This window comes from Microbacterium sp. CFBP 8794 (assembly GCF_014841235.1).
GTDB lineage: Bacteria > Actinomycetota > Actinomycetes > Actinomycetales > Microbacteriaceae > Microbacterium.
In genome coordinates this window covers 1-17,933 of record NZ_JACYTT010000004.1, presented here as the reverse complement: position 1 = coordinate 17,933, position 17,933 = coordinate 1, and the positions used below count along the sequence as shown (strand labels likewise).

Sequence of the window (17,933 nt, the reverse complement as noted above, 5' to 3'; positions counted from 1 at the left end):
ACCGGAACGCCACCAAGGTCGTGTCCCTACCGTGAGAACGAACGCGCCGCGAGGCACGACCGAAGGAGGACCCTCATGATCCGCACCACAGCCGTACCCCGTCCCGTCCGCATCGGCACCGCCCTGCTGGGCGTCGCCGGAATCGTCACCCTCGCCGGATGCTCCGGCGGTACCACCACCACCGACGCCGCGGCCCCCGCCGAGACCAGCGCCGCGAGCGCTGCTCCCAGCGCCACCGCGAGCGCTGCCGCCGGCGGCTCGACGGCCGCGGGGACCTACTCGGACGGCACGTATGAGGCCACCGGTCAGTACGCCACCCCCGAGAGCGTCGAGACCATCGACGTCACCCTCGTCCTGGCCGGTGACACCGTCACCGACGTCACGGTGACGGGCGACCCGCAGGCGGCCGAATCGCAGCGCTACCAGGGCGAGTTCATCGGCGGGATCAAGGACGAGGTCGTCGGCAAGAAGCTCGACGAGATCTCGGTGAGCAAGGTGGCCGGTTCGTCGCTGACCAGCGGCGGATTCATGAAGGCCGTCGACACCATCAAGACCGAGGCGAAGGCCTGACCCTCGTGTCCACTCCGACCGCGACGGGCTCGACCTGGGTCTTCGACGCGATCGGCACGTCGTGGGCGATCGAGACGGCGCACCCCCTGCCCTCGATCGCCCGCGGCGCGGTGTCGGCCGTCGTCGAGCGTTTCGACCGGGAGTGGTCGCGATTCCGCGACGACTCGCTGGTGTCGGCCCTCGCCGAGGGCCGGGCGGCATCCGTGCCCGCCCCCGACGACGCGCACGCCATGCTCTCGATGTACGACGAGCTCGACGCCGCGACGGCCGGGGCGGTCAACCCGCTGGTCGGCGACTCGCTGGCCCGTCTGGGCTACGACGCGCGACTCACGCTCGCCCCCCGGGGTGAGCCGCAGCCCGCACCGTCGTGGCGCGACACCCTGACGTGGGGGAACGATCAGCTTGCCCTGGGTTCACCCGCGACGATCGACGTCGGTGCCCTCGGCAAGGGTCGGCTGGTCGACCTCGTGCACGAGACCGTGCGTCGTCACGTCGACGGCGACGTCGTGGTCGACGGGTCGGGAGACCTGGCCGCGAGCGGAGCCCCGATCCGTGTCGCCCTCGAGCACCCCTACGATTCGACGCGCGCGATCGGCGTGGCCACCGTGGTCGACGGCGCGCTGTGCGCCTCGGCGATCAACCGACGCGCGTGGGGAGACGGGCTTCATCACGTCCTTGACGCCCGGACGGGAGCGCCCGTGCGCGCCTTCGCGGCGACCTGGGCGCTCGCCGACACCGCGATGCGGGCCGACGCCCTCGCGACGGCACTGTTCTTCGACGGCGGGCCCGAGCTCGCCGCCACCTGGAAGGCGCACTGGGTGCGCATGCGTACCGACGGCCGCGTGGAGTGGTCGCCCGGATTCGACGGAGAGGTCTTCTCGTGACCACCACCCTCACCGCGGGTTCCACCCGCGTGCTCGGCCTGATCGGCCGGGTCTCGATGTACCGGCTCGTGATGTTCTCACTGGGCCTTCTGGCGCTGATCGCGCTCGTGCTGTCGTTCGCCGGCCAGGTCGGTCCGCAGCCGCTCGAGATCGTCGTCAGCGCGGTGGTGCTCGCGCTCGCGTGCGCCTTCACCGATCTCGCGGCGCAGAGCCTGCTCCGGATGCCGCGCCGGCTCGAGTCCTCGCTGATCACCGCCGCGATCCTGCTGTTCGTGCTGCGGCCGACGCTGGAGCCCATCGGCCTCGCCGGTCTCGTGCTCGCGGGTGTCGTGGCATCCGCATCGAAGTACCTGCTCGCCTGGCGCGGGCGCCACATCTTCAACCCGGCCGCCACGGGAGCCGCCGTGCTGACCATCGTCAGCATCTGGGCGCCCGATCTGGGCTCCTCCGCCTGGTGGGTCGGCTCGCCGTGGATGGCGGCCCCCGTCCTCGTGCTGGGCGTGCTGCTGCTGGTGCGCACCGACAAGCTCCCCGTGGTCGTGACCTTCTGGCTCGTGGCCATGACGGTCGCTTTCGTGCGCACGACGGTGCAGTTCCAGTCGGCGGGATTCCCCGTCGATGTGCCGGCTGTGCTGCTGCAGGTCGCGTTCTCGTCGCCGTTCCTGTTCCTGGGGGCCTTCATGCTCTCGGAGCCCCTGACGCTGCCCCCGCGCCGCGCGCAGCAGTACGTCGTGGCGGTCGTGGTCGGCGTGCTGGCCGGCTGGCCGCTGGCGGTCGGCGCGATCACGCTCGGTCAGGAGCGCGCCCTGCTGATCGGAAACCTCGTGGCGTTCCTGTTCTGCCTGCGTGCCGCGGTGCGGCTGCGTGTGGAGCGGCGGCGGGACCTCACTCCCACCGTGCGCGAACTGACGTTCCACGCGGCGCGACCCTTCTCGTTCTCGCCCGGGCAGTACCTCGAGCTCGATGTGCCCCACCGTCGCCCCGACGGGCGCGGAACGCGCCGAGAGTTCTCGATCGCGTCGGCCCCCGAAGACCTGCCCGAGGTGCGCATCGCCTTCAAGGACGGTTCGCAGTCGTCGTACAAAAAGGCCCTCGCCGCGGTCGAGCCCGGCGGAACGCTCGCGGTGACCGGCGTGTGGGGCGACTTCGTGCTCCCCGCACGCCCCACGGCGCCCGTGTTGATGGTGGCGGCCGGCATCGGCGTGACCCCGTTCGTGTCGCAGTTGCGGCACCTCGCCGCCACGGGTCAGCGTCGCGACGCGGTGCTCGCCTATGTCGTGTCGGGGTCGGACGAGCTCGCGTTCCGCGACGACATCGTCGCCAGTGGCAGCCCGGTCGTGGTGTTCTCGCCCGACGAGCCGGTCGATCTGCCGGCCGGGTGGGTCTGGGCGGGACCCGATCGGGTGGATGCCGAGGGGCTCCTGCGCGCCGTTCCCGACCTTGCGCAGCGTGCGGCCTACGTGTCGGGCCCGCCGCGATTGATCGCGGCTCTCGCACCCGCCCTGGGGAAGGCGAAGTCGCTCACGACCGACGCGTTCGCGGGGTACTGAGCGGCCGAGGTGGCGTATGCGGCGGCGGGCGGCGGGGGATCGACCCGGCCGTCCGCCGGGCTCGGTCTACAGTGAACGCGTGCCCACTCCCGACTTCGTCCTCGAGCTGCGCCGCCACGTCGGCACCATGCCCCTGCCGCTCGTCGGCGTCACCGCGGTGATCGTCCGCGGCGACGACGTCTTGCTCGGTCGCCGCAGCGACTCGGGTCGGCTCACCCCGATCACCGGCATCGTCGACCCGGGTGAGGAGCCGGCCGATGCCGCGGCGCGCGAGGCCGAGGAAGAGGCCGGCGTGCGCATCGACGTCGACCGACTGGTATGGGTGCACCAGATCCCGCGCGTGACGTACGACAACGGCGATCAGAGCGACTACCTCGACCTGGTCTTCGCCTGCACGTGGCGCTCGGGCGAGCCGGTGCCGGTCGACGGCGAGATGACCGAGGTCGGTTGGTTCGCCCTCGACGAGGTCGACGCCCTCCTCGACGCCGAGATGGCCGGGCGCGTGCGCGCCGCCCGCCAGACCGGTCCCGCGCGTTTCGAGCGCCGCGCCGACTGAGCGCGTCGGCTCACACGGGGTCGGCGGGCTTCGCGGGCAGGCGCACCTCGAAGGTCGTGTCACCGGGCGTGCTCCGCACGCCGATCGTGCCGTTGTGCGCCTCGACGATCGCGCGGGCGATCGAGAGCCCCAGACCCGTTCCGCCGGTCTTGCGGTCGCGGGAGCGATCGCCGCGGGCGAAGCGCTCGAACAACTGCGCGGCGACCGAGGGGTCGATCCCGGGGCCGTCGTCGTGCACGCGCAGTACGGCTTCGTCGCCCTCGTGGGCGACCGAGACGGCCACCACGGTGCCCGCCGGCGTGTGCGTGCGGGCGTTGGCGAGGAGGTTCGCGACGACCTGGTGCAGACGCGAGGAGTCGCCGGCGAGCTCGACCGGTTGGTCGGGCACGTCGATGGTCCAGGCGTGGTCGGGTCCGGCGGGACGCGCGTCGCCGACGGCCTCCACGGCGAGGCGGGTGAGGTCGACCGACCCGTAGACGAGCTCTTGCCCCTCGTCGAGGCGTGCCAGCAGCAGCAGGTCCTCGACGAGCGTCGTCATGCGCAGCGACTGCGCCTGGATGCGTTCGAGCGACTGCTCGGTGGTCTCGACGGCCAGCTCGATACGTTGGCGGCTCTCGTCGTCGTGCGCCTGGCGCATGGCGCGCAGTGACAGCTCCGAGAACCCGCGGATGGATGCCAGGGGCGTGCGCAGTTCGTGACTGGCATCCGCCACGAAGCGGCGCATGAGTTCCTCATTGCGCTGGCGAGCGGTCAGCGAGGCGTCGACGGTGTCGAGGAGGGAGTTGAGGGCGAGGCCGACCTGACCGATCTCGGTGTGCTCGTCGACCTGGTCGGCGGGGACGCGCTCGGTGATCGACACGTCGCCCTGGTCCATGCGCAACGAGGCGACGCGGGTGGCGGTCTCGGCGACGGCGCGTAGCGGCTTGAGCCCCAGGCGGATGACGATGGCGATGACGACGGCGAGCAGCAGCAGGCCGCCGGCGGTCACGAGGGCGACGGTGGTGAGGATGGCCCCGATGTAGCCCGTGACGTTGGACAGGGGGAGCCCGACCAAGAAGGCGACCCCGCCGGGTGAGCTGTAGGAGCGCACGAGGTACTCGCCGAGGTTGGGCAGGTTCACCGTCTGCGCGGCGGGGTCGGTGGAGCGCAGGCTGTCGGCGATCTGCCCGAGGTCGTCGGTGGTCAGGGCCCGCGCGCCGCCGTCGCTGACCACGGCGCCGGTGAGGGAGTTGCGCGAGTTCATCACGAGCAGGGTGCCCGGGTCGCGGGGGCCCGCCTCGAGCACCTCTTCGGCCGTGCTCTGGAATCCGATCTGCGACTGCACCGAAGAGGCGGCGTCGGTGACCGAGGCGTCGAGGTTGTAGAAGAGGATCTGGCTGAGGATCGCGCTGGTCGAGATGCCGATCATCACGAGGATGAACGCCACCATGCCGATGACCGCCGTCATCAGGCGCGCCTGCAGGGTCCAGGGTCGACGGAGGCGCGTGAACCTCTCACCCGCGGTCGCGGCGGGCGGCGCCGGCCGCGGGGGAATGCTCACTGGGGGGCTTTGATCATGTAGCCGACGCCGCGCACCGTGTGGATGAGCGGCTCGTGGCCGGCGTCGATCTTCTTGCGCAGGTACGAGATGTACAGCTCGACGACGCTGGAGCGTCCGCCGAAGTCGTAGTTCCAGACGCGGTCGAGGATCTGCGCCTTCGACACCACGCGCCGCTGGTTGCGCATGAGGAAGCGCAGCAGCTCGAACTCGGTCGCCGTGAGCTCGATCTCGTGGCCCCCGCGCACGACCTCGTGGCTGTCTTCGTTGAGCGACAGGTCGCCGACGCGCAGGATGGGCTCGGAGTCGCGGGTGAGTGCGGTGCCCGCGCGCCGCATGAGGCCCCGGAGCCGCGCCACGACCTCTTCGAGGCTGAACGGCTTGGTGACGTAGTCGTCGCCGCCCGCGGTGAGACCGGCGACGCGGTCGGCCACCGCGTCCTTCGCAGTGAGGAAGAGCACGGGCACGTCGTTGCCCGAGTGACGCAGTCGCTGCAACACCGCCATGCCGTCGAGGTCGGGCATCATGATGTCGAGCACCATGGCATCGGGCTCGAAGTCGCGGGCGGCCGACAGGGCGTCGAAGCCCGACCCGGCGGTGCGCACCTCCCAACCCTCCATGCGCAGGGCCATCGAGAGCAGATCGGTGAGCATCTGCTCGTCGTCGACGACGAGCACCCGCAGGGCGCTCCCGTCGGGGCGGGTGAAGGCGGGGGCGGGGGCGGTCGCGGTCATGGAACTCATTGTGCTCGCGTATCTATGAGCTTTCTATGGCGTGGGTTATGGGAATCCTGAGAGCCGGGCAGCAGGCGCCTGAGAAGTACCAGCGCGACCACGCCGAGACCGGCCCCGAGGGTGTTCGCGACGACGTCGTGCGCATCGGCGACGCGCGTGGGAAGGAACACCAGCTGGGTGGTCTCGATCGCGATGCTCAGCAGCAGCGCGATCAGGATGCCGTGCCACCACCGCCCGCCCCAGCCGAGCACGAGCAGTCCCAGGGGGACGAACATCGCCACGTTCGAGGCGGACTCCACCACATCGAACGTGACCCACGCGGTGGGCGGCCACGCCGCCAGCACGCGCAGGACGGCGGTGAGGATGCCGCCCACACCGGCGTCGTAGATCGAGGGGCGCAGCGTCATCCACCAGAGACCGAACGCGTACAACGCCGAAGCGGCGACGAGCAGTGCTCGCCGCCGCTTCGAGAGGGCCCTGATCAGTGGGTGTCCTCGGCTTCGATCTCGGTGCGGTCGCCCGACCAGAGGGTGTGGAACGTGCCCTCTTTGTCGATGCGGCGGTACGTGTGCGCCCCGAAGAAGTCGCGCTGACCCTGGATGAGGGCGGCGGGCAGGCGCTCGGCGCGCAGGCCGTCGTAGTACGCCAGCGACGAGCTGAACGCGGGGGCCGGGATGCCGCTGTCGGCCGACAGCGAGACGATGTGACGCCACGCGTCCTGCGCGCGGCCCAGGGCCTCGACGAAGTACGGAGCGGTCAGCAGCACGGGCAGCTCGGGGGCGGCGTCGTAGGCCTCGGCGATGCGGTTGAGGAACTGCGCGCGGATGATGCAGCCGCCGCGCCACAGCTTCGACACGGCGCCCAGGTCGATGTTCCAGTCGTACTGGGCGGCACCGGCGCGGATCTCGTCGAAGCCCTGGCTGTACGCGACGATCTTCGAGGCGTACAGCGCCAGGCGCACCTGCTCGATGAACGCGTCGGCGTCGGCGCCCGCGAGCACGTCCGTGCCCGAGGGGCCGGGGAGCTCGCGCGAGACCTCGCGCTGCTCGGGGTGGCTCGACAGCGACCGGGCGAAGGTGGCCTCGGCGATGCCAGAGACGGGGACGCCCAGGTCGAGGGCGGTCTGCACCGTCCAGGCGCCGGTGCCCTTGGCGCCGGCCTGGTCGAGGATGACGTCGACCAGGGGCTTGCCGGTGTCGGCGTCGGTCTGGCGCAGGACCTCGGCGGTGATCTCGATGAGGTACGACTCGAGCTCCCCGCGGTTCCACTCGGCGAACACGTCGGCGATCTCGGCCGGGCTCTTGCCGGTGGCGCGACGGATGAGGTCGTACGCCTCGGCGATGAGCTGCATGTCGGCGTACTCGATGCCGTTGTGCACCATCTTCACGAAGTGGCCCGCGCCGTCGTGGCCGACGTGCGCCACGCACGGCTCGCCCTCGGCGACCGCGGCGATGGACTTCAGGATGGGGCCGAGGGTGGCCCAGGCCTCGTCGGAGCCGCCGGGCATGATCGAGGGGCCGAGCAGCGCGCCCTCTTCTCCGCCCGAGACGCCCATCCCGACGTAGTTGATGCCCGTGTCGCGCACGGCCTTCTCGCGGCGGATCGTGTCGGTGAAGAGCGCGTTGCCCCCGTCGACGATGATGTCGCCCGGCTCGAACACCTTCACCAGCTCGTCGATGACGAAGTCGGTGGGGCGGCCGGCCTTGACCATGATGATCGCCGTGCGCGGAACCGACAGCGACGCCGCGAAGTCGGCGTACGAGAACGAGGGCACGAATTCGGCCTCGGGGTGCGCCTCGACGAGGTGCTCGGTCTTGTCGGCGCTGCGGTTGAACACCGCGACCGTGTTGCCCTCGCGGCTGGCGAGGTTGCGCGCGAGGTTCGAGCCCATCACGGCCAGGCCCACGACGCCGATGTTGGCGCGGCCGTCGCCCTCGCCCTGGGGGCGGGAGTCGGCCTCGACGGTGGGGCGGTCCACCTCTTCGATGCCGGGCGCACCCTCGTGCACCTGGGCGGCTTCGTGAGGGGCCTGATCCTGGTCGGTCGAAGGTCCGGTCGGGGAGGGGGTCGACGTCATTCGTTGCTCCGTATTCGGGTGCGAGAAAGGGGTGGGCGAGCGCACGCGGGCTGCCGCTGCCACTGTATCGGCTCGACCCGCGTGTCTCTCAGGGGGTGGCGAGGCGGAGCAGGGCGATGGCTTCGTCGACCTGCTCCTGGGGCGTCATGTCGAGGTCGATGCGGATCGCCTGCTCGTCGGCATCCGGGATCTCGAGGGTCTCGAACTGCGACGTCAGCAGCGACGGCGGCATGTAATGGCCCTGGCGGCGCAGGAGACGTTCGAGCACGAGCTTCGGGTCGCCCATCAGCAGCACGAACGACACCTGCTCGCGCCGCAGCACGTCGCGGTAGCTGCGCTTGAGCGCCGAGCACGTGATGACGCCGGGGCGTCCGGCGGCGATCTGCCCGTCGATCCAGCCGGCGACCCGGTCGAGCCAGGGCCAGCGGTCGTCGTCGTTCAACGCGTGACCGGCCGCCATCTTGGCGACGTTCTCCTGCGGGTGCAGGTCGTCGCCCTCTTGGAAGTCCCAGCCGAGGCGACCGGCGAGCATGCCGGCGACCGTGGACTTGCCGGTTCCGGCGGGTCCCATGAACACGAGGACGGGGGGAGCGGATGCCGACGACGCGGCGGCCCGTTCGGGGTCGACGTGTGCGGCAGAGGTCGGTGTGGAGGTCATGTCGGGGTTCCCTTCGCTCGACTCAGACGAACACGCTGATCACGAGGACGCCGGCCAGGCCCGTGACCGAGATCACGCACTCCAGCACGGTCCATGTTTTCAGGGTCATCGGGATGTCGAGACCGAAGTACTCCTTGATGAGCCAGAATCCGGCGTCGTTGACGTGACTGAGGAACACCGATCCCGCACCGATCGCCAGAACGAGCAGCGCGGTCATGGGGGCGTCGAGCGTCTCGGTGAGCGGCTGGAGGATGCCGGCGGCGGTGATGGTCGCCACCGTGGCCGAGCCGGTCGCCACGCGGATGACCACGGCGACGAGCCAGGCGAGCAGCAGGACCGACACGCTGGAACCGGCGACGAGGTCGGCGATCACCTTGCCGATGCCCGTGTCGACGAGGACCTGCTTGAAGCCTCCACCGGCGCCGACGATGAGGAGGATGCCGGCGATCGGACCGAGAGAGGAGCCGACGACGGTCGTGAGGCGGGCGCGATCGAAGCCGGCGCCGCGGCCGAGGACGACGAAGCCGACGAGCACGGCGAGCAGCAGCGCGATGATCGGCAGGCCCAGGAAGTCGATGACGACCTTCCACGCGTCGGTCGAGCCCGGCGCGACGATGTCGGCGACGGCCTTGAGCAGCATGAGGAAGACGGGCAGCAGGATGCTACCGAGGGTGGCGGCGAACGACGGGCGTCGCGCGGGCTCGTCTCCCTTCTCCTCGGCCGAGAGGAAGAGCTCGGGGACGGGCACCGGAGCCCAGCGGGCGGCGAGGGGCGCGAACAGGGGGCCGGCGATGATGACGGCGGGGATCGCCACGATGACGCCGAAGAAGAGGGTGAGGCCGAGGTTGGCGCCGAGAGCGTCGATGGCGGCCAGGGGGCCGGGGTGCGGGGGCACGAGGCCGTGCATGGCCGACAGGCCGGCGAGGGTGGGGATCGCGATCTTCATCAGCGCGACACCCGAGCGGCGGGCCACGAGGATGATCACGGGAACCAGCAGCACGAGGCCGACCTCGAAGAACATCGGCAGTCCGATGATCGCGCCGATGAGCCCCATGACCCACGGCAGGCTGCGCGGGGAGGCGCGGGCGACGAGGGTGTCGACGATGCGGTCCGCTCCTCCGGAGTCGGCGAGGAGCTTGCCGTAGATGGCGCCGAGGGCGACGAGGATTCCGACCCCGCCCATGGTGGATCCGAAGCCTCCGGTGAAGCTCGTCACGGTGGTGGGGATTGCCATGCCGGCCACGACACCGGTGGTCAGGGCGCCGATGGTGAGAGCGAGGAAGGGGTGCAGCTTGCCCCACGTGATCAGCACCACGATGAGTGCGACGCCCACGAGGGCGGCGGTGATGAGCTGCCCGGCGGGCGCGGCGGGACCGCTGTCGGCGGCGGCGAGCACGAGCACGGGGGAGAGGGATGTGATGGCCATGAGCGTCCTTGGTCCGGCGGGCGGCAGCGATACCGCAGGTCTATTTGTCGTACATAAAAGCACAGGATGACGAATTCTGCACGACAAATATGTCGGCCGGTCCGGATGACGTCTGTCATCATCGGGGGATGACGATGGACCGTCCGCCCGTGCCGACGCTGCACGACGCACTCGTGGACCGCGTCGGCTCCGCCATCGTGCGCGGCGAGATCGCCGCGGGGTCCCGCCTGGTCACGGGAGAACTCGCCGAGGGGTCGTCACGCGGGGCCGGACGCGAGGCGGTGCGCGTGCTGCAGTCGCTGGGGCTGGTGCGGGTGCGACGCAAGACCGGCGTCGAGGTGCTGCCGGCGACGGACTGGAATGTCTACGCCCCGGAGATCATCGCCTGGCGTCTCGCCGGACCCGGTCGCGACGCGCACCTGCGCGAACTCGGCGAGCTGCGCGCGGCCATCGAGCCGCTCGCGGCGCACGGGGCGGCGGTCCACGCCGACGACGCGCAGCGTCGGGAGCTCGTCTCCGCCGTCATGGAGATGGCGCGTACCGAGAACCACGCCGACGGCGGGGAGTACCTCGCGGCCGACGTGCGGTTCCACCGGACGCTGCTCTCCGCGTCGGGCAACGCGATGTTCGCCGCGCTGGGCACGGTCGTCGAATCCGTGCTCGTCGGGCGCACGCTGCACGAACTCATGCCGCACGACGCCAACCCGCACGCGGTGCGCTGGCATCAGGACGTGGCGTTCGCCGTGACCGCCGGGCGTGCTGATGAGGCCGCCGACGCGATGCGGTGGATCGTCCGCGAAGCGGACGACGCCATGCGGGGCGTGGCCCGAGAGGACTGAACGGCGTCAGTGCTTCTTGTACGCCGCCGAGCGGCCCAGGGTGAAGAGGGCGCCGACCGTGCCGACCAGGCCGATCGCGGCGATGCCGCCGATGACCCAGAGCACGACGTGAGAGAAGAAGCCGCTGTCCATGATGATCCTCCGGGTCGATTGGCCTCTCGACTCTACCGTCGCGCCCACCGAACCGACGCCGTGCGCCTCCGGGGCTCCGCACCCGGCGGTGCCGCACGCATCGGTGAGGGTGATCGGGGCGGTGGCCGCGGGAGCTCGTCGAGCCCCGAGTGGGCGTCGAGGAGGCCCACCTCCGGGCGGGTCGTGCCGACGGTCGCGCGCTGGTAGACTTCCGGGGAACTTCGGCGAGGGAATGCCGCGCACCGTCAGGTGCACGCGGCATCCGTGATCGACGCGGTGATGCAGGCTTCCGGCTTTCCTCACGCGATCGCGTTCGAGTCGAATCCAGACCACACACGCGCGGACCCGGTCCGCTCACAAGCTGCGGGACACGTACCCGCGAGGAGAACATCATGTCGGAAGACAACAAGGTCGTCGCGGAACTCCGTGAGAACTTCGGCAAGGGCTTCGCCCGTCGCCTCCGCGCCGCGGGCAAGATCCCGGCCGTCATCTACGGTCACGGCACCGAGCCCCAGCACGTCGCGCTGCCCGGCCACCAGGTCGCGCTGCTCATCCGTCGCGCCAACGCGCTGCTCGACCTCGACATCGCCGGCAAGGGCCAGCTCGTCCTCGTCAAGGACGTGCAGAAGGACCCCGTGCGTCAGATCATCGAGCACATCGACCTGATCGTGATCAACAAGGGCGAGAAGGTCCAGGTCGACGTGCCCGTCACGGTCGTCGGCGAGCCCTTCTCCGGCACGGTCGCCAACCTCGAGAACACCACGGTGTCGCTCGAAGTCGAGGCCACCCACATCCCCCAGAACATCGAGGTCTCGGTCGAGGGCGCCGAGGACGGCACGCAGATCACCGCCGCCGACCTGACCCTCCCCGCCGGCGCGGTTCTGGTGACCGAGCCCGACACGCTGATCATCGGCGTCTCGGTCCCCCTCGACACGCTCGCTGCCGACGAAGAGATCGCCGAAGCCGACGCAGAGGTCGCCGAGGAGCAGTCCGAAGAGGCCGAGGGCGACCAGAACTGATCTCCGGCGGGCCGCGTCACGGCCTGCCGACCACGAGGGGGCGCGTTTTCGCGCCCCCTCGTTTTCTCTGTGCGGGGTCCGAGCGCGGACCCGGAAGGATGGATGCCATGGCAGACACCTGGCTGATCGTCGGTCTCGGCAACCCCGGCCCGCGGTACGAGGCGACCCGGCACAACATCGGTCAGATGGTCATGGATGAGCTGGCATCCCGCCGCCGCGAGGCTTTCCGCGCGCACAAGGCGAACGCGCGCGTCGTCGAGACCTGGCTGCGGCCGGGCGCGGCGAAGCTCGTGCTGGCCAAGCCCAACAGCTTCATGAACGTCTCGGGCGGGCCGGTGGCCGGCCTCGCCCGGTTCTACGGCACCGAGCCCGAGCGCGTGGTCGTCGTGCACGACGAGCTCGACATCCCCTACGACACGATCAAGCTGAAGACCGGCGGGGGTCACGGCGGCCATAACGGGGTGCGCGACATCGCGAAGGCACTGGCGACGCCCGAGTTCCCCCGGGTGCGCGTGGGCATCGGCCGGCCGGTGGGGCGGCAGGATCCCGCGGACTGGGTGCTCGATCCCTTCAGCGCGACCGAGCGTCAGACGCTCCCCATCCTCGTGTCCGATGCGGCGGACGCGGTGGAGATGCTCGTCGACGAGGGCCTGGTGGCCGCGCAGCAGCGCTTCCACGCCCCCCGCAGCTGACACCGCGACCCGCGCGGGTTCGAACGACGACGGCCCCGGTCTCGAGAGATCGGGGCCGTCGATGTGCCGGTGTCACATGCTGGGCGCCACTCCCAGGCCGACCCCGCCCACGAAGGCGACGATGACGGCGATGCCGCCGAGCACGGCGATGACCACGGCGGCGATTCCCCAGCCGCGTCCGCGGTTCTTGACCGCCGCGACGATGCCCTGGATGAAGCCCCAGAGGCCGAAGATGCCGTAGACCGCGAAGGCCGTCACGCTGAGGACGGCGATCAGGATGGCGGTCTGTTCGGTACCGGGCGGGAGGGTGCTCGGGTCGATCTCGCCGCTGGCGTCGGCGTACTGCGCCAGGGAACCGCTCTGCAGGCCCGCGATGAGGGCGCAGACGATGCCGACGACCACGCCGACCATCGACGCGAGGAACGCGATGAGGCCCAGGGTCCGCGAACCCTTCGCCCCTCGGGACGACGGCGGGGAGCGTAGGCCGGTGCGGCGGGTGCGCCGTACGCGGGCTCCGCGGCGCCGGCGCGCGCGACGGGCGGGTCGTAGGGCTCGGGGGGCGGTGGGGTGACGCTGCTCACGGTGTCCTCCTCAGGTCGGAGACGGGCCGGATCCGCCCGTCGCTCCAGTGTAGGAACGACGGCGGGGTGACCGCCCGGGCTGGACGCGCCGCGCCGGAGCACGGTAGCGCGGGCTCAGACGACCGAGCCCCCGCCCGCCGGCATCGTCGCGACTCCACCGACGACGGCGATCACGATGAACGCCGCGAACAGAAGGGGGCCGAGCACTGACACCACGATCGCCCCGATGCCGGCGCCGCGACCCGCGGCGCGGGCCGTGGCCACCACGCCCAGCACGAAGGCGATGAGGCCGATGACGGTGGCCGTCCAGAACGTGACCTCCGCGGCGAGGACCAGGTCGCGTACGGGTGAGAACACCCGCCAGTCGACCGTCGTCGAGTTCAGGAGGTCGGGGCCGACGCCCCGGGCGATGCGGAAGGCGAGGAACCCTCCGACGGCGGATGCCAGCACCGTGGCGATGAGCGACAGCAGCAGCGCCCAGGTTCCCAGGGGGCGTCCTCGACGTGCGACGGGCGGGGGAGTCAGCAGCGTGCCGGCCGGGGGCGCGACGTGCGGTGCGGCGAAGACCGGGCCGTTCGGGGCGCTCGGAGAGGACATGCGGCCACTCTACGAGAACGCCCGAGCGGACGGTGAGCCGGATCCGGGTGTCGATCACGGGCGACCACGACTGTCCAGCCGGGTCCGATGTCGGTACCCCCGCGTAGACTTCTGCGAGTGACAGTTCCCGGGATCGTGCGCGCCCTCGAGCAGGCTGAGTCGTACCGTGAGGCCGCTTCTGCGGCCTCCGCCGACCTGTCTCTCTCCCTCGTCGACGGACTCGACGCCCCCGTCATCGCGGGCCTCGTCGAACGACGCCGGGCGGCGGGTGAGCCGGGTGCCGTCCTCGTGATCACCCCGACCGGCCGACGCGCCGAGTCGCTCGGTCCGGCTCTGGACGCCGTCCTTCCGGGTGCGCAGGTGCTCCATTTCCCCGCGTGGGAGACGCTGCCGCACGAGCGGCTCAGCCCGAGCCCCGAGACGGTCGGACGCCGCCTCGATGTGCTGCGGCGGATCGCGGCGTGGGATGGGCGGGCACCCCTCGTCGTCACGGCCTCGGTGCGCAGCGCCCTGCAGCCGCTGGCCCCCGGCCTCGGCGACGTCGAGCCGATCGAACTCGTCGTGGGCGGACGCGGTCACGAGCTCGAGTCCGTCATCATGCGCCTGGTCGAGCTGGCCTACCACCGCGTCGACATGGTCTCGCGGCGCGGCGAGTTCGCCGTGCGCGGAGGCATCCTCGACGTGTTCCCCACCGTGGCCGACCACCCCTTCCGCGTCGAGTTCTTCGGCGACGAGGTCGATCAGATCCGGGCCTTCTCGGTCGCCGACCAGCGCTCTCTGCCGGGAGACGTGGCATCCGTGTCGCTCAACCCCAGCCGCGAACTCCTTCTCACCGCCGAGGTGCGCTCCCGTGCCGCCGACCTGCGCGACGGCTACCCGGGTCTGCGTCAGCTGCTCGAGAAGATGGCCGAGGGCATCCCCGCTGAGGGCATGGAGTCCCTCATCCCGGTGCTGGTCGACGACCTCGTCACCCTCGTCCACTACCTCCCGGGCGGCAGTGCGGTGGCGCTGGTCGACCCCGAGCGCTCGACGGCGCGTGCCACCACGCTGGGTGACACCAACCGCGAGTTCCTCGAGGCCGCGTGGTCGGCGGCGACCGCCGGCGCCGACACCCCCGTCGACCTCGACTCGGGCGACTTCGTCACCCTGCACGACCTGCACGAGATCTCGAGCGGACGTGGCGGCGTGTGGTGGCAGCTGAGCGCGTTCGACTCGGGCGCAGCGGATGCCGAAGACGAGGGCCTCGTGGTCGGTGATGAGTCCGCGTACCGGGTGAAGGCCGATCCCGTCCCCTCGTACCAGGGCAATGTCGACGGCGCGACGTCGCACGTCGGACAGCTCTTGGCCGACGGGTGGTCCGTGGTGGTCACCGCGTCGGGCCCCGGCATGGTCGATCGAGCGCGCGACGTGCTGGCCGAGCGCGGCATCGCGGCGCGACGCGTCGACGAGGTGCGCACGCCCCCCGAGCCGGGGGTCGCGCACGTCGTGTGCGCACCGCTGGAACGCGGATTCCACCTGCCCGAGGCGAAGTTCGCCGTCATCACCGAAACCGAGTTCTACGGTCGTTCGGTCAGCGGCGACAACCGCGGCCCGAAGAAGCTGGCGTCGCGCCGCCGCAACGTCGTCGACCCGCTGCAGCTGAAGCCGGGCGACGTGGTGGTGCACGCGACCCACGGCATCGGCAAGTTCCTCGAACTCACGCAGCGCGAGGTGTCGAGCGGCGGGCGCAACGCGGTCAAGACGACCAAGGAGTACCTCGTCCTGGAGTACGCCCCGGCCAAGCGCGGGTACCCGGGCGACAAGCTCTTCGTCCCCACCGACCAGCTCGACCTGCTGTCCAAGTACGTCGGCGGCGAGGCGCCCACGCTGTCGAAGATGGGCGGAGGCGACTGGGCCGCGGCGAAGGGGCGGGCACGCAAGGCGGTCCGTGACATCGCGGTCGAACTGGTGAAGCTGTATTCGGCGCGCATGGCGTCGAAGGGGTACGCCTTCGGACCCGACACCCCCTGGCAACGCGAGCTCGAAGAGGCCTTCCCGTTCGCCGAGACCCTCGACCAGCTGCAGACGATCGACGAGATCAAGGCCGACATGGAGAAGCCGATCCCCATGGATCGCCTGCTGTCGGGCGACGTGGGTTTCGGTAAGACCGAGGTCGCCGTGCGCGCCGCCTTCAAGGCGATCCAGGACGGCAAGCAGGTCGCCATGCTCGTGCCGACGACGCTGCTGGTCAAACAGCACCTCGAGACCTTCGCGGAGCGCTTCGCGGGCTTCCCGGTCACGGTTAGGCCGTTGTCGCGCTTCCAGAGCGACAAAGAGGCGAAGGCGACGCTGGCGGGGATCGCCGACGGCACCGTCGACATGGTCATCGGAACGCACCGCATCCTCACCGAGAAGGTGCACTTCAAAGACCTCGGTCTCATGATCATCGACGAGGAGCAGCGGTTCGGCGTCGAGCACAAGGACTCTCTCAAGAAGCTCAAGACGAACGTCGACATCCTGGCCATGAGCGCCACGCCCATTCCGCGCACGCTCGAGATGGCGGTCACCGGCATTCGCGAGATGTCGACGCTGGCGACTCCGCCCGAGGACCGGCATCCGATCCTGTCGTACGTGGGTCCGCGTAACGACAAGCAGGTGGCGGCTGCCATCCGCCGCGAACTCCTGCGCGAGGGACAGATCTTCTACGTGCACAACCGCGTGTCGTCCATCCAGCGGGTCGCCGCTCATCTCTCCGAACTCGTCCCCGAGGCGCGCGTCGTGGTCGCGCACGGGCAGATGGGGGAGCACGCCCTCGAGCAGGTCGTCGACGACTTCTGGGAGCGCCGGGCCGACGTGCTCGTCTCGACGACGATCATCGAGACCGGCCTCGACATCTCGAACGCCAACACGATCATCATCGACCGGGCCGACAAGTACGGACTCTCGCAGTTGCACCAGCTGCGCGGACGCGTGGGCCGTGGGCGCGATCGTGCCTACGCGTACTTCCTGTACGACGAGATGAAGCCGCTCTCCGAGACGGCGGCCGACCGTCTCGAGACCATTGCCGTCAACAACGACCTGGGCAGCGGCATGCAGGTCGCCTTGAAAGACCTCGAGCTGCGCGGCGCGGGAAACCTGCTCGGTGCCGAGCAGGCCGGGCACATCGCCGGCGTCGGGTTCGATCTGTACCTGCGCATGATCGGCGAGGCCGTGTCGACCTTCCGCGGCGAAGACGTCGATGGCCCCACCGAGCTCCGTCTGGAGCTGCCGATCGACGCGCGTCTGCCGGAGTTCTACATCGACAGTGAGCGGTTGCGCCTCGAGGCGTACCAGAAGCTGTCGGCGGCGGCATCCGCCACGGCCAAGAACGACGCCATCGACCTGGTGGTCGAGGAGCTCCGCGACCGGTATGGCGAGCCACCGGCCGAGGTCGAGGGGCTCATCGCCGTCGCTCGACTTCGCCGGCGGGCCGCGCAAGCGGGTCTCGCCGACGTGGTCGCGATGGGGTCGAACCTGCGGGTCGCACCGGCGAACCTCGCCGACTCCATGCGGGTGCGCCTTCAGCGCCTGTACCCCAAGGCGAAGCTCGTCGCGGGGGGAGACGCCATGGTGGTTCCGCTTCCGCAGGATGCCGATGATGCGAACCTCCTCGCGTGGGTGCGTCAGCTGCTCGACGCCCTCTGGCCGCTGCCGGTCGACAAGGCCTCCGAGCCCGCGTCGGTCTGATCGGATGAGACCCGCACCCGTGACGGGGCGGGTCTCCGGGGGAGCGGCGAATCCCGCGTCATTCCGGTGATCCGGCGCCGTGACACGCCCGGGATGTGGCTGGATTCGCCGAGTCGGTGTCCCGCACGTAATCTTTTACTTGTTCGCCCCACAGGGGAGAGCGGCTCGGCCGAAAGGCCCCGCATCCTCTCAAGTGGTGAACCACCCAGAACACACATCGAATGGTGTAACGTTCTGGTCTGGCCTTCGGCCCGCTTCTCACGACGTTGATCTTCTACAGGTCCCAGGGTGAGAGACAAGGGGTCGTGGGTCGTAGGCGTGAATTGCCTCACGGGTAGGTCGAGAGATTGTTTCTGTGGGTGCGTCCGTTCCTTGA

17 protein-coding genes are annotated in these 17,933 nt (G+C 70.5%); 8 read left to right on the top strand and 9 right to left on the bottom strand.

From position 1 onward, the window contains the following. The first annotated feature begins 75 nt into the window (after positions 1 to 75). The 4 genes from IFU19_RS10990 (at position 76) to IFU19_RS10975 (ending at position 3,560) form a co-directional block, all read left to right on the top strand. On the top strand, positions 76 to 570 hold the full coding sequence (locus IFU19_RS10990; RefSeq protein WP_192013812.1) for an FMN-binding protein: 495 nt from the start codon (positions 76 to 78) through the stop codon (positions 568 to 570). 5 nt (positions 571 to 575) lie between these two features. Next, positions 576 to 1,454: an FAD:protein FMN transferase gene (locus IFU19_RS10985; RefSeq protein WP_192013810.1), complete on the top strand. Its 879-nt coding sequence runs from the start codon at positions 576 to 578 to the stop codon at positions 1,452 to 1,454. Next, positions 1,451 to 3,004: a flavodoxin reductase gene (locus IFU19_RS10980; protein WP_192013808.1), complete on the top strand. Its 1,554-nt coding sequence runs from the start codon at positions 1,451 to 1,453 to the stop codon at positions 3,002 to 3,004. Before IFU19_RS10985 ends, IFU19_RS10980 begins: the two co-directional genes overlap by 4 nt. Positions 3,005 to 3,083: 79 nt before the next feature. Further along, positions 3,084 to 3,560, top strand: coding sequence for an NUDIX domain-containing protein (locus tag IFU19_RS10975; RefSeq protein ID WP_055839652.1), 477 nt, complete (start codon positions 3,084 to 3,086; stop codon positions 3,558 to 3,560). Between the two features lie 10 nt (positions 3,561 to 3,570). Here the strand turns inward: IFU19_RS10975 and IFU19_RS10970 are convergent, their stop codons facing one another. The 6 genes from IFU19_RS10970 to IFU19_RS10945 all read right to left on the bottom strand — a co-directional run bounded on the left by IFU19_RS10970 (position 3,571) and on the right by IFU19_RS10945 (position 9,992). Beyond that, positions 3,571 to 5,100 (bottom strand): sensor histidine kinase, encoded by a 1,530-nt coding sequence (locus IFU19_RS10970; RefSeq protein WP_342343405.1) that lies wholly within the window; start codon positions 5,098 to 5,100, stop codon positions 3,571 to 3,573. Continuing rightward, positions 5,097 to 5,831, bottom strand: a complete 735-nt coding sequence (locus IFU19_RS10965) for a response regulator transcription factor (RefSeq protein WP_055839647.1) — start codon at positions 5,829 to 5,831, stop codon at positions 5,097 to 5,099. Before IFU19_RS10965 ends, IFU19_RS10970 begins: the two co-directional genes overlap by 4 nt. Positions 5,832 to 5,836: 5 nt before the next feature. After that, positions 5,837 to 6,262, bottom strand: coding sequence for a VanZ family protein (locus tag IFU19_RS10960; protein WP_274604687.1), 426 nt, complete (start codon positions 6,260 to 6,262; stop codon positions 5,837 to 5,839). Positions 6,263 to 6,312: 50 nt separating this feature from the next. Then, a complete protein-coding gene (gndA, locus tag IFU19_RS10955; RefSeq protein WP_055839643.1) occupies positions 6,313 to 7,908 on the bottom strand; it encodes an NADP-dependent phosphogluconate dehydrogenase in 1,596 nt (531 codons plus the stop codon). A gap of 88 nt (positions 7,909 to 7,996) precedes the next feature. Further along, a complete protein-coding gene (locus tag IFU19_RS10950; RefSeq protein WP_055939295.1) occupies positions 7,997 to 8,479 on the bottom strand; it encodes a gluconokinase in 483 nt (160 codons plus the stop codon). 109 nt (positions 8,480 to 8,588) lie between these two features. Continuing rightward, a complete protein-coding gene (locus IFU19_RS10945; protein ID WP_192013803.1) occupies positions 8,589 to 9,992 on the bottom strand; it encodes a GntP family permease in 1,404 nt (467 codons plus the stop codon). A 128-nt stretch (positions 9,993 to 10,120) separates the two neighbouring features. Here IFU19_RS10945 and IFU19_RS10940 point away from each other — a divergent pair, with 128 nt between their 5' ends. Further along, the gene (locus tag IFU19_RS10940; protein ID WP_055839637.1) at positions 10,121 to 10,831 is read left to right on the top strand and encodes a FadR/GntR family transcriptional regulator; all 711 of its coding nucleotides are present in this window, start codon (positions 10,121 to 10,123) and stop codon (positions 10,829 to 10,831) included. Positions 10,832 to 10,837: 6 nt separating this feature from the next. Here IFU19_RS10940 and IFU19_RS16880 read toward each other — a convergent pair whose 3' ends face one another. Continuing rightward, the gene (locus IFU19_RS16880) at positions 10,838 to 10,963 is read right to left on the bottom strand and encodes a hypothetical protein (RefSeq protein WP_268768484.1); all 126 of its coding nucleotides are present in this window, start codon (positions 10,961 to 10,963) and stop codon (positions 10,838 to 10,840) included. Positions 10,964 to 11,355: 392 nt separating this feature from the next. Here IFU19_RS16880 and IFU19_RS10935 point away from each other — a divergent pair, with 392 nt between their 5' ends. Continuing rightward, entirely contained in the window at positions 11,356 to 11,982 is a 627-nt protein-coding gene (locus IFU19_RS10935; RefSeq protein ID WP_055839634.1) for a 50S ribosomal protein L25/general stress protein Ctc, read from the top strand. Between the two features lie 107 nt (positions 11,983 to 12,089). Beyond that, the gene (gene pth / locus IFU19_RS10930) at positions 12,090 to 12,674 is read left to right on the top strand and encodes an aminoacyl-tRNA hydrolase (protein ID WP_055839631.1); all 585 of its coding nucleotides are present in this window, start codon (positions 12,090 to 12,092) and stop codon (positions 12,672 to 12,674) included. 72 nt (positions 12,675 to 12,746) lie between these two features. Here pth and IFU19_RS10925 read toward each other — a convergent pair whose 3' ends face one another. Both IFU19_RS10925 and IFU19_RS10920 read right to left on the bottom strand, forming a co-directional pair. Continuing rightward, positions 12,747 to 13,085 (bottom strand): hypothetical protein, encoded by a 339-nt coding sequence (locus IFU19_RS10925; RefSeq protein WP_192013801.1) that lies wholly within the window; start codon positions 13,083 to 13,085, stop codon positions 12,747 to 12,749. A 284-nt stretch (positions 13,086 to 13,369) separates the two neighbouring features. Next, on the bottom strand, positions 13,370 to 13,852 hold the full coding sequence (locus IFU19_RS10920) for a hypothetical protein (RefSeq protein ID WP_191915726.1): 483 nt from the start codon (positions 13,850 to 13,852) through the stop codon (positions 13,370 to 13,372). A gap of 117 nt (positions 13,853 to 13,969) precedes the next feature. Between IFU19_RS10920 and mfd the strand changes: the two genes are divergently transcribed. Then, complete coding sequence (gene mfd / locus IFU19_RS10915; RefSeq protein WP_191915727.1) at positions 13,970 to 17,557, top strand: transcription-repair coupling factor; 3,588 nt, start codon at positions 13,970 to 13,972, stop codon at positions 17,555 to 17,557. Positions 17,558 to 17,933: the final 376 nt, after the last annotated feature.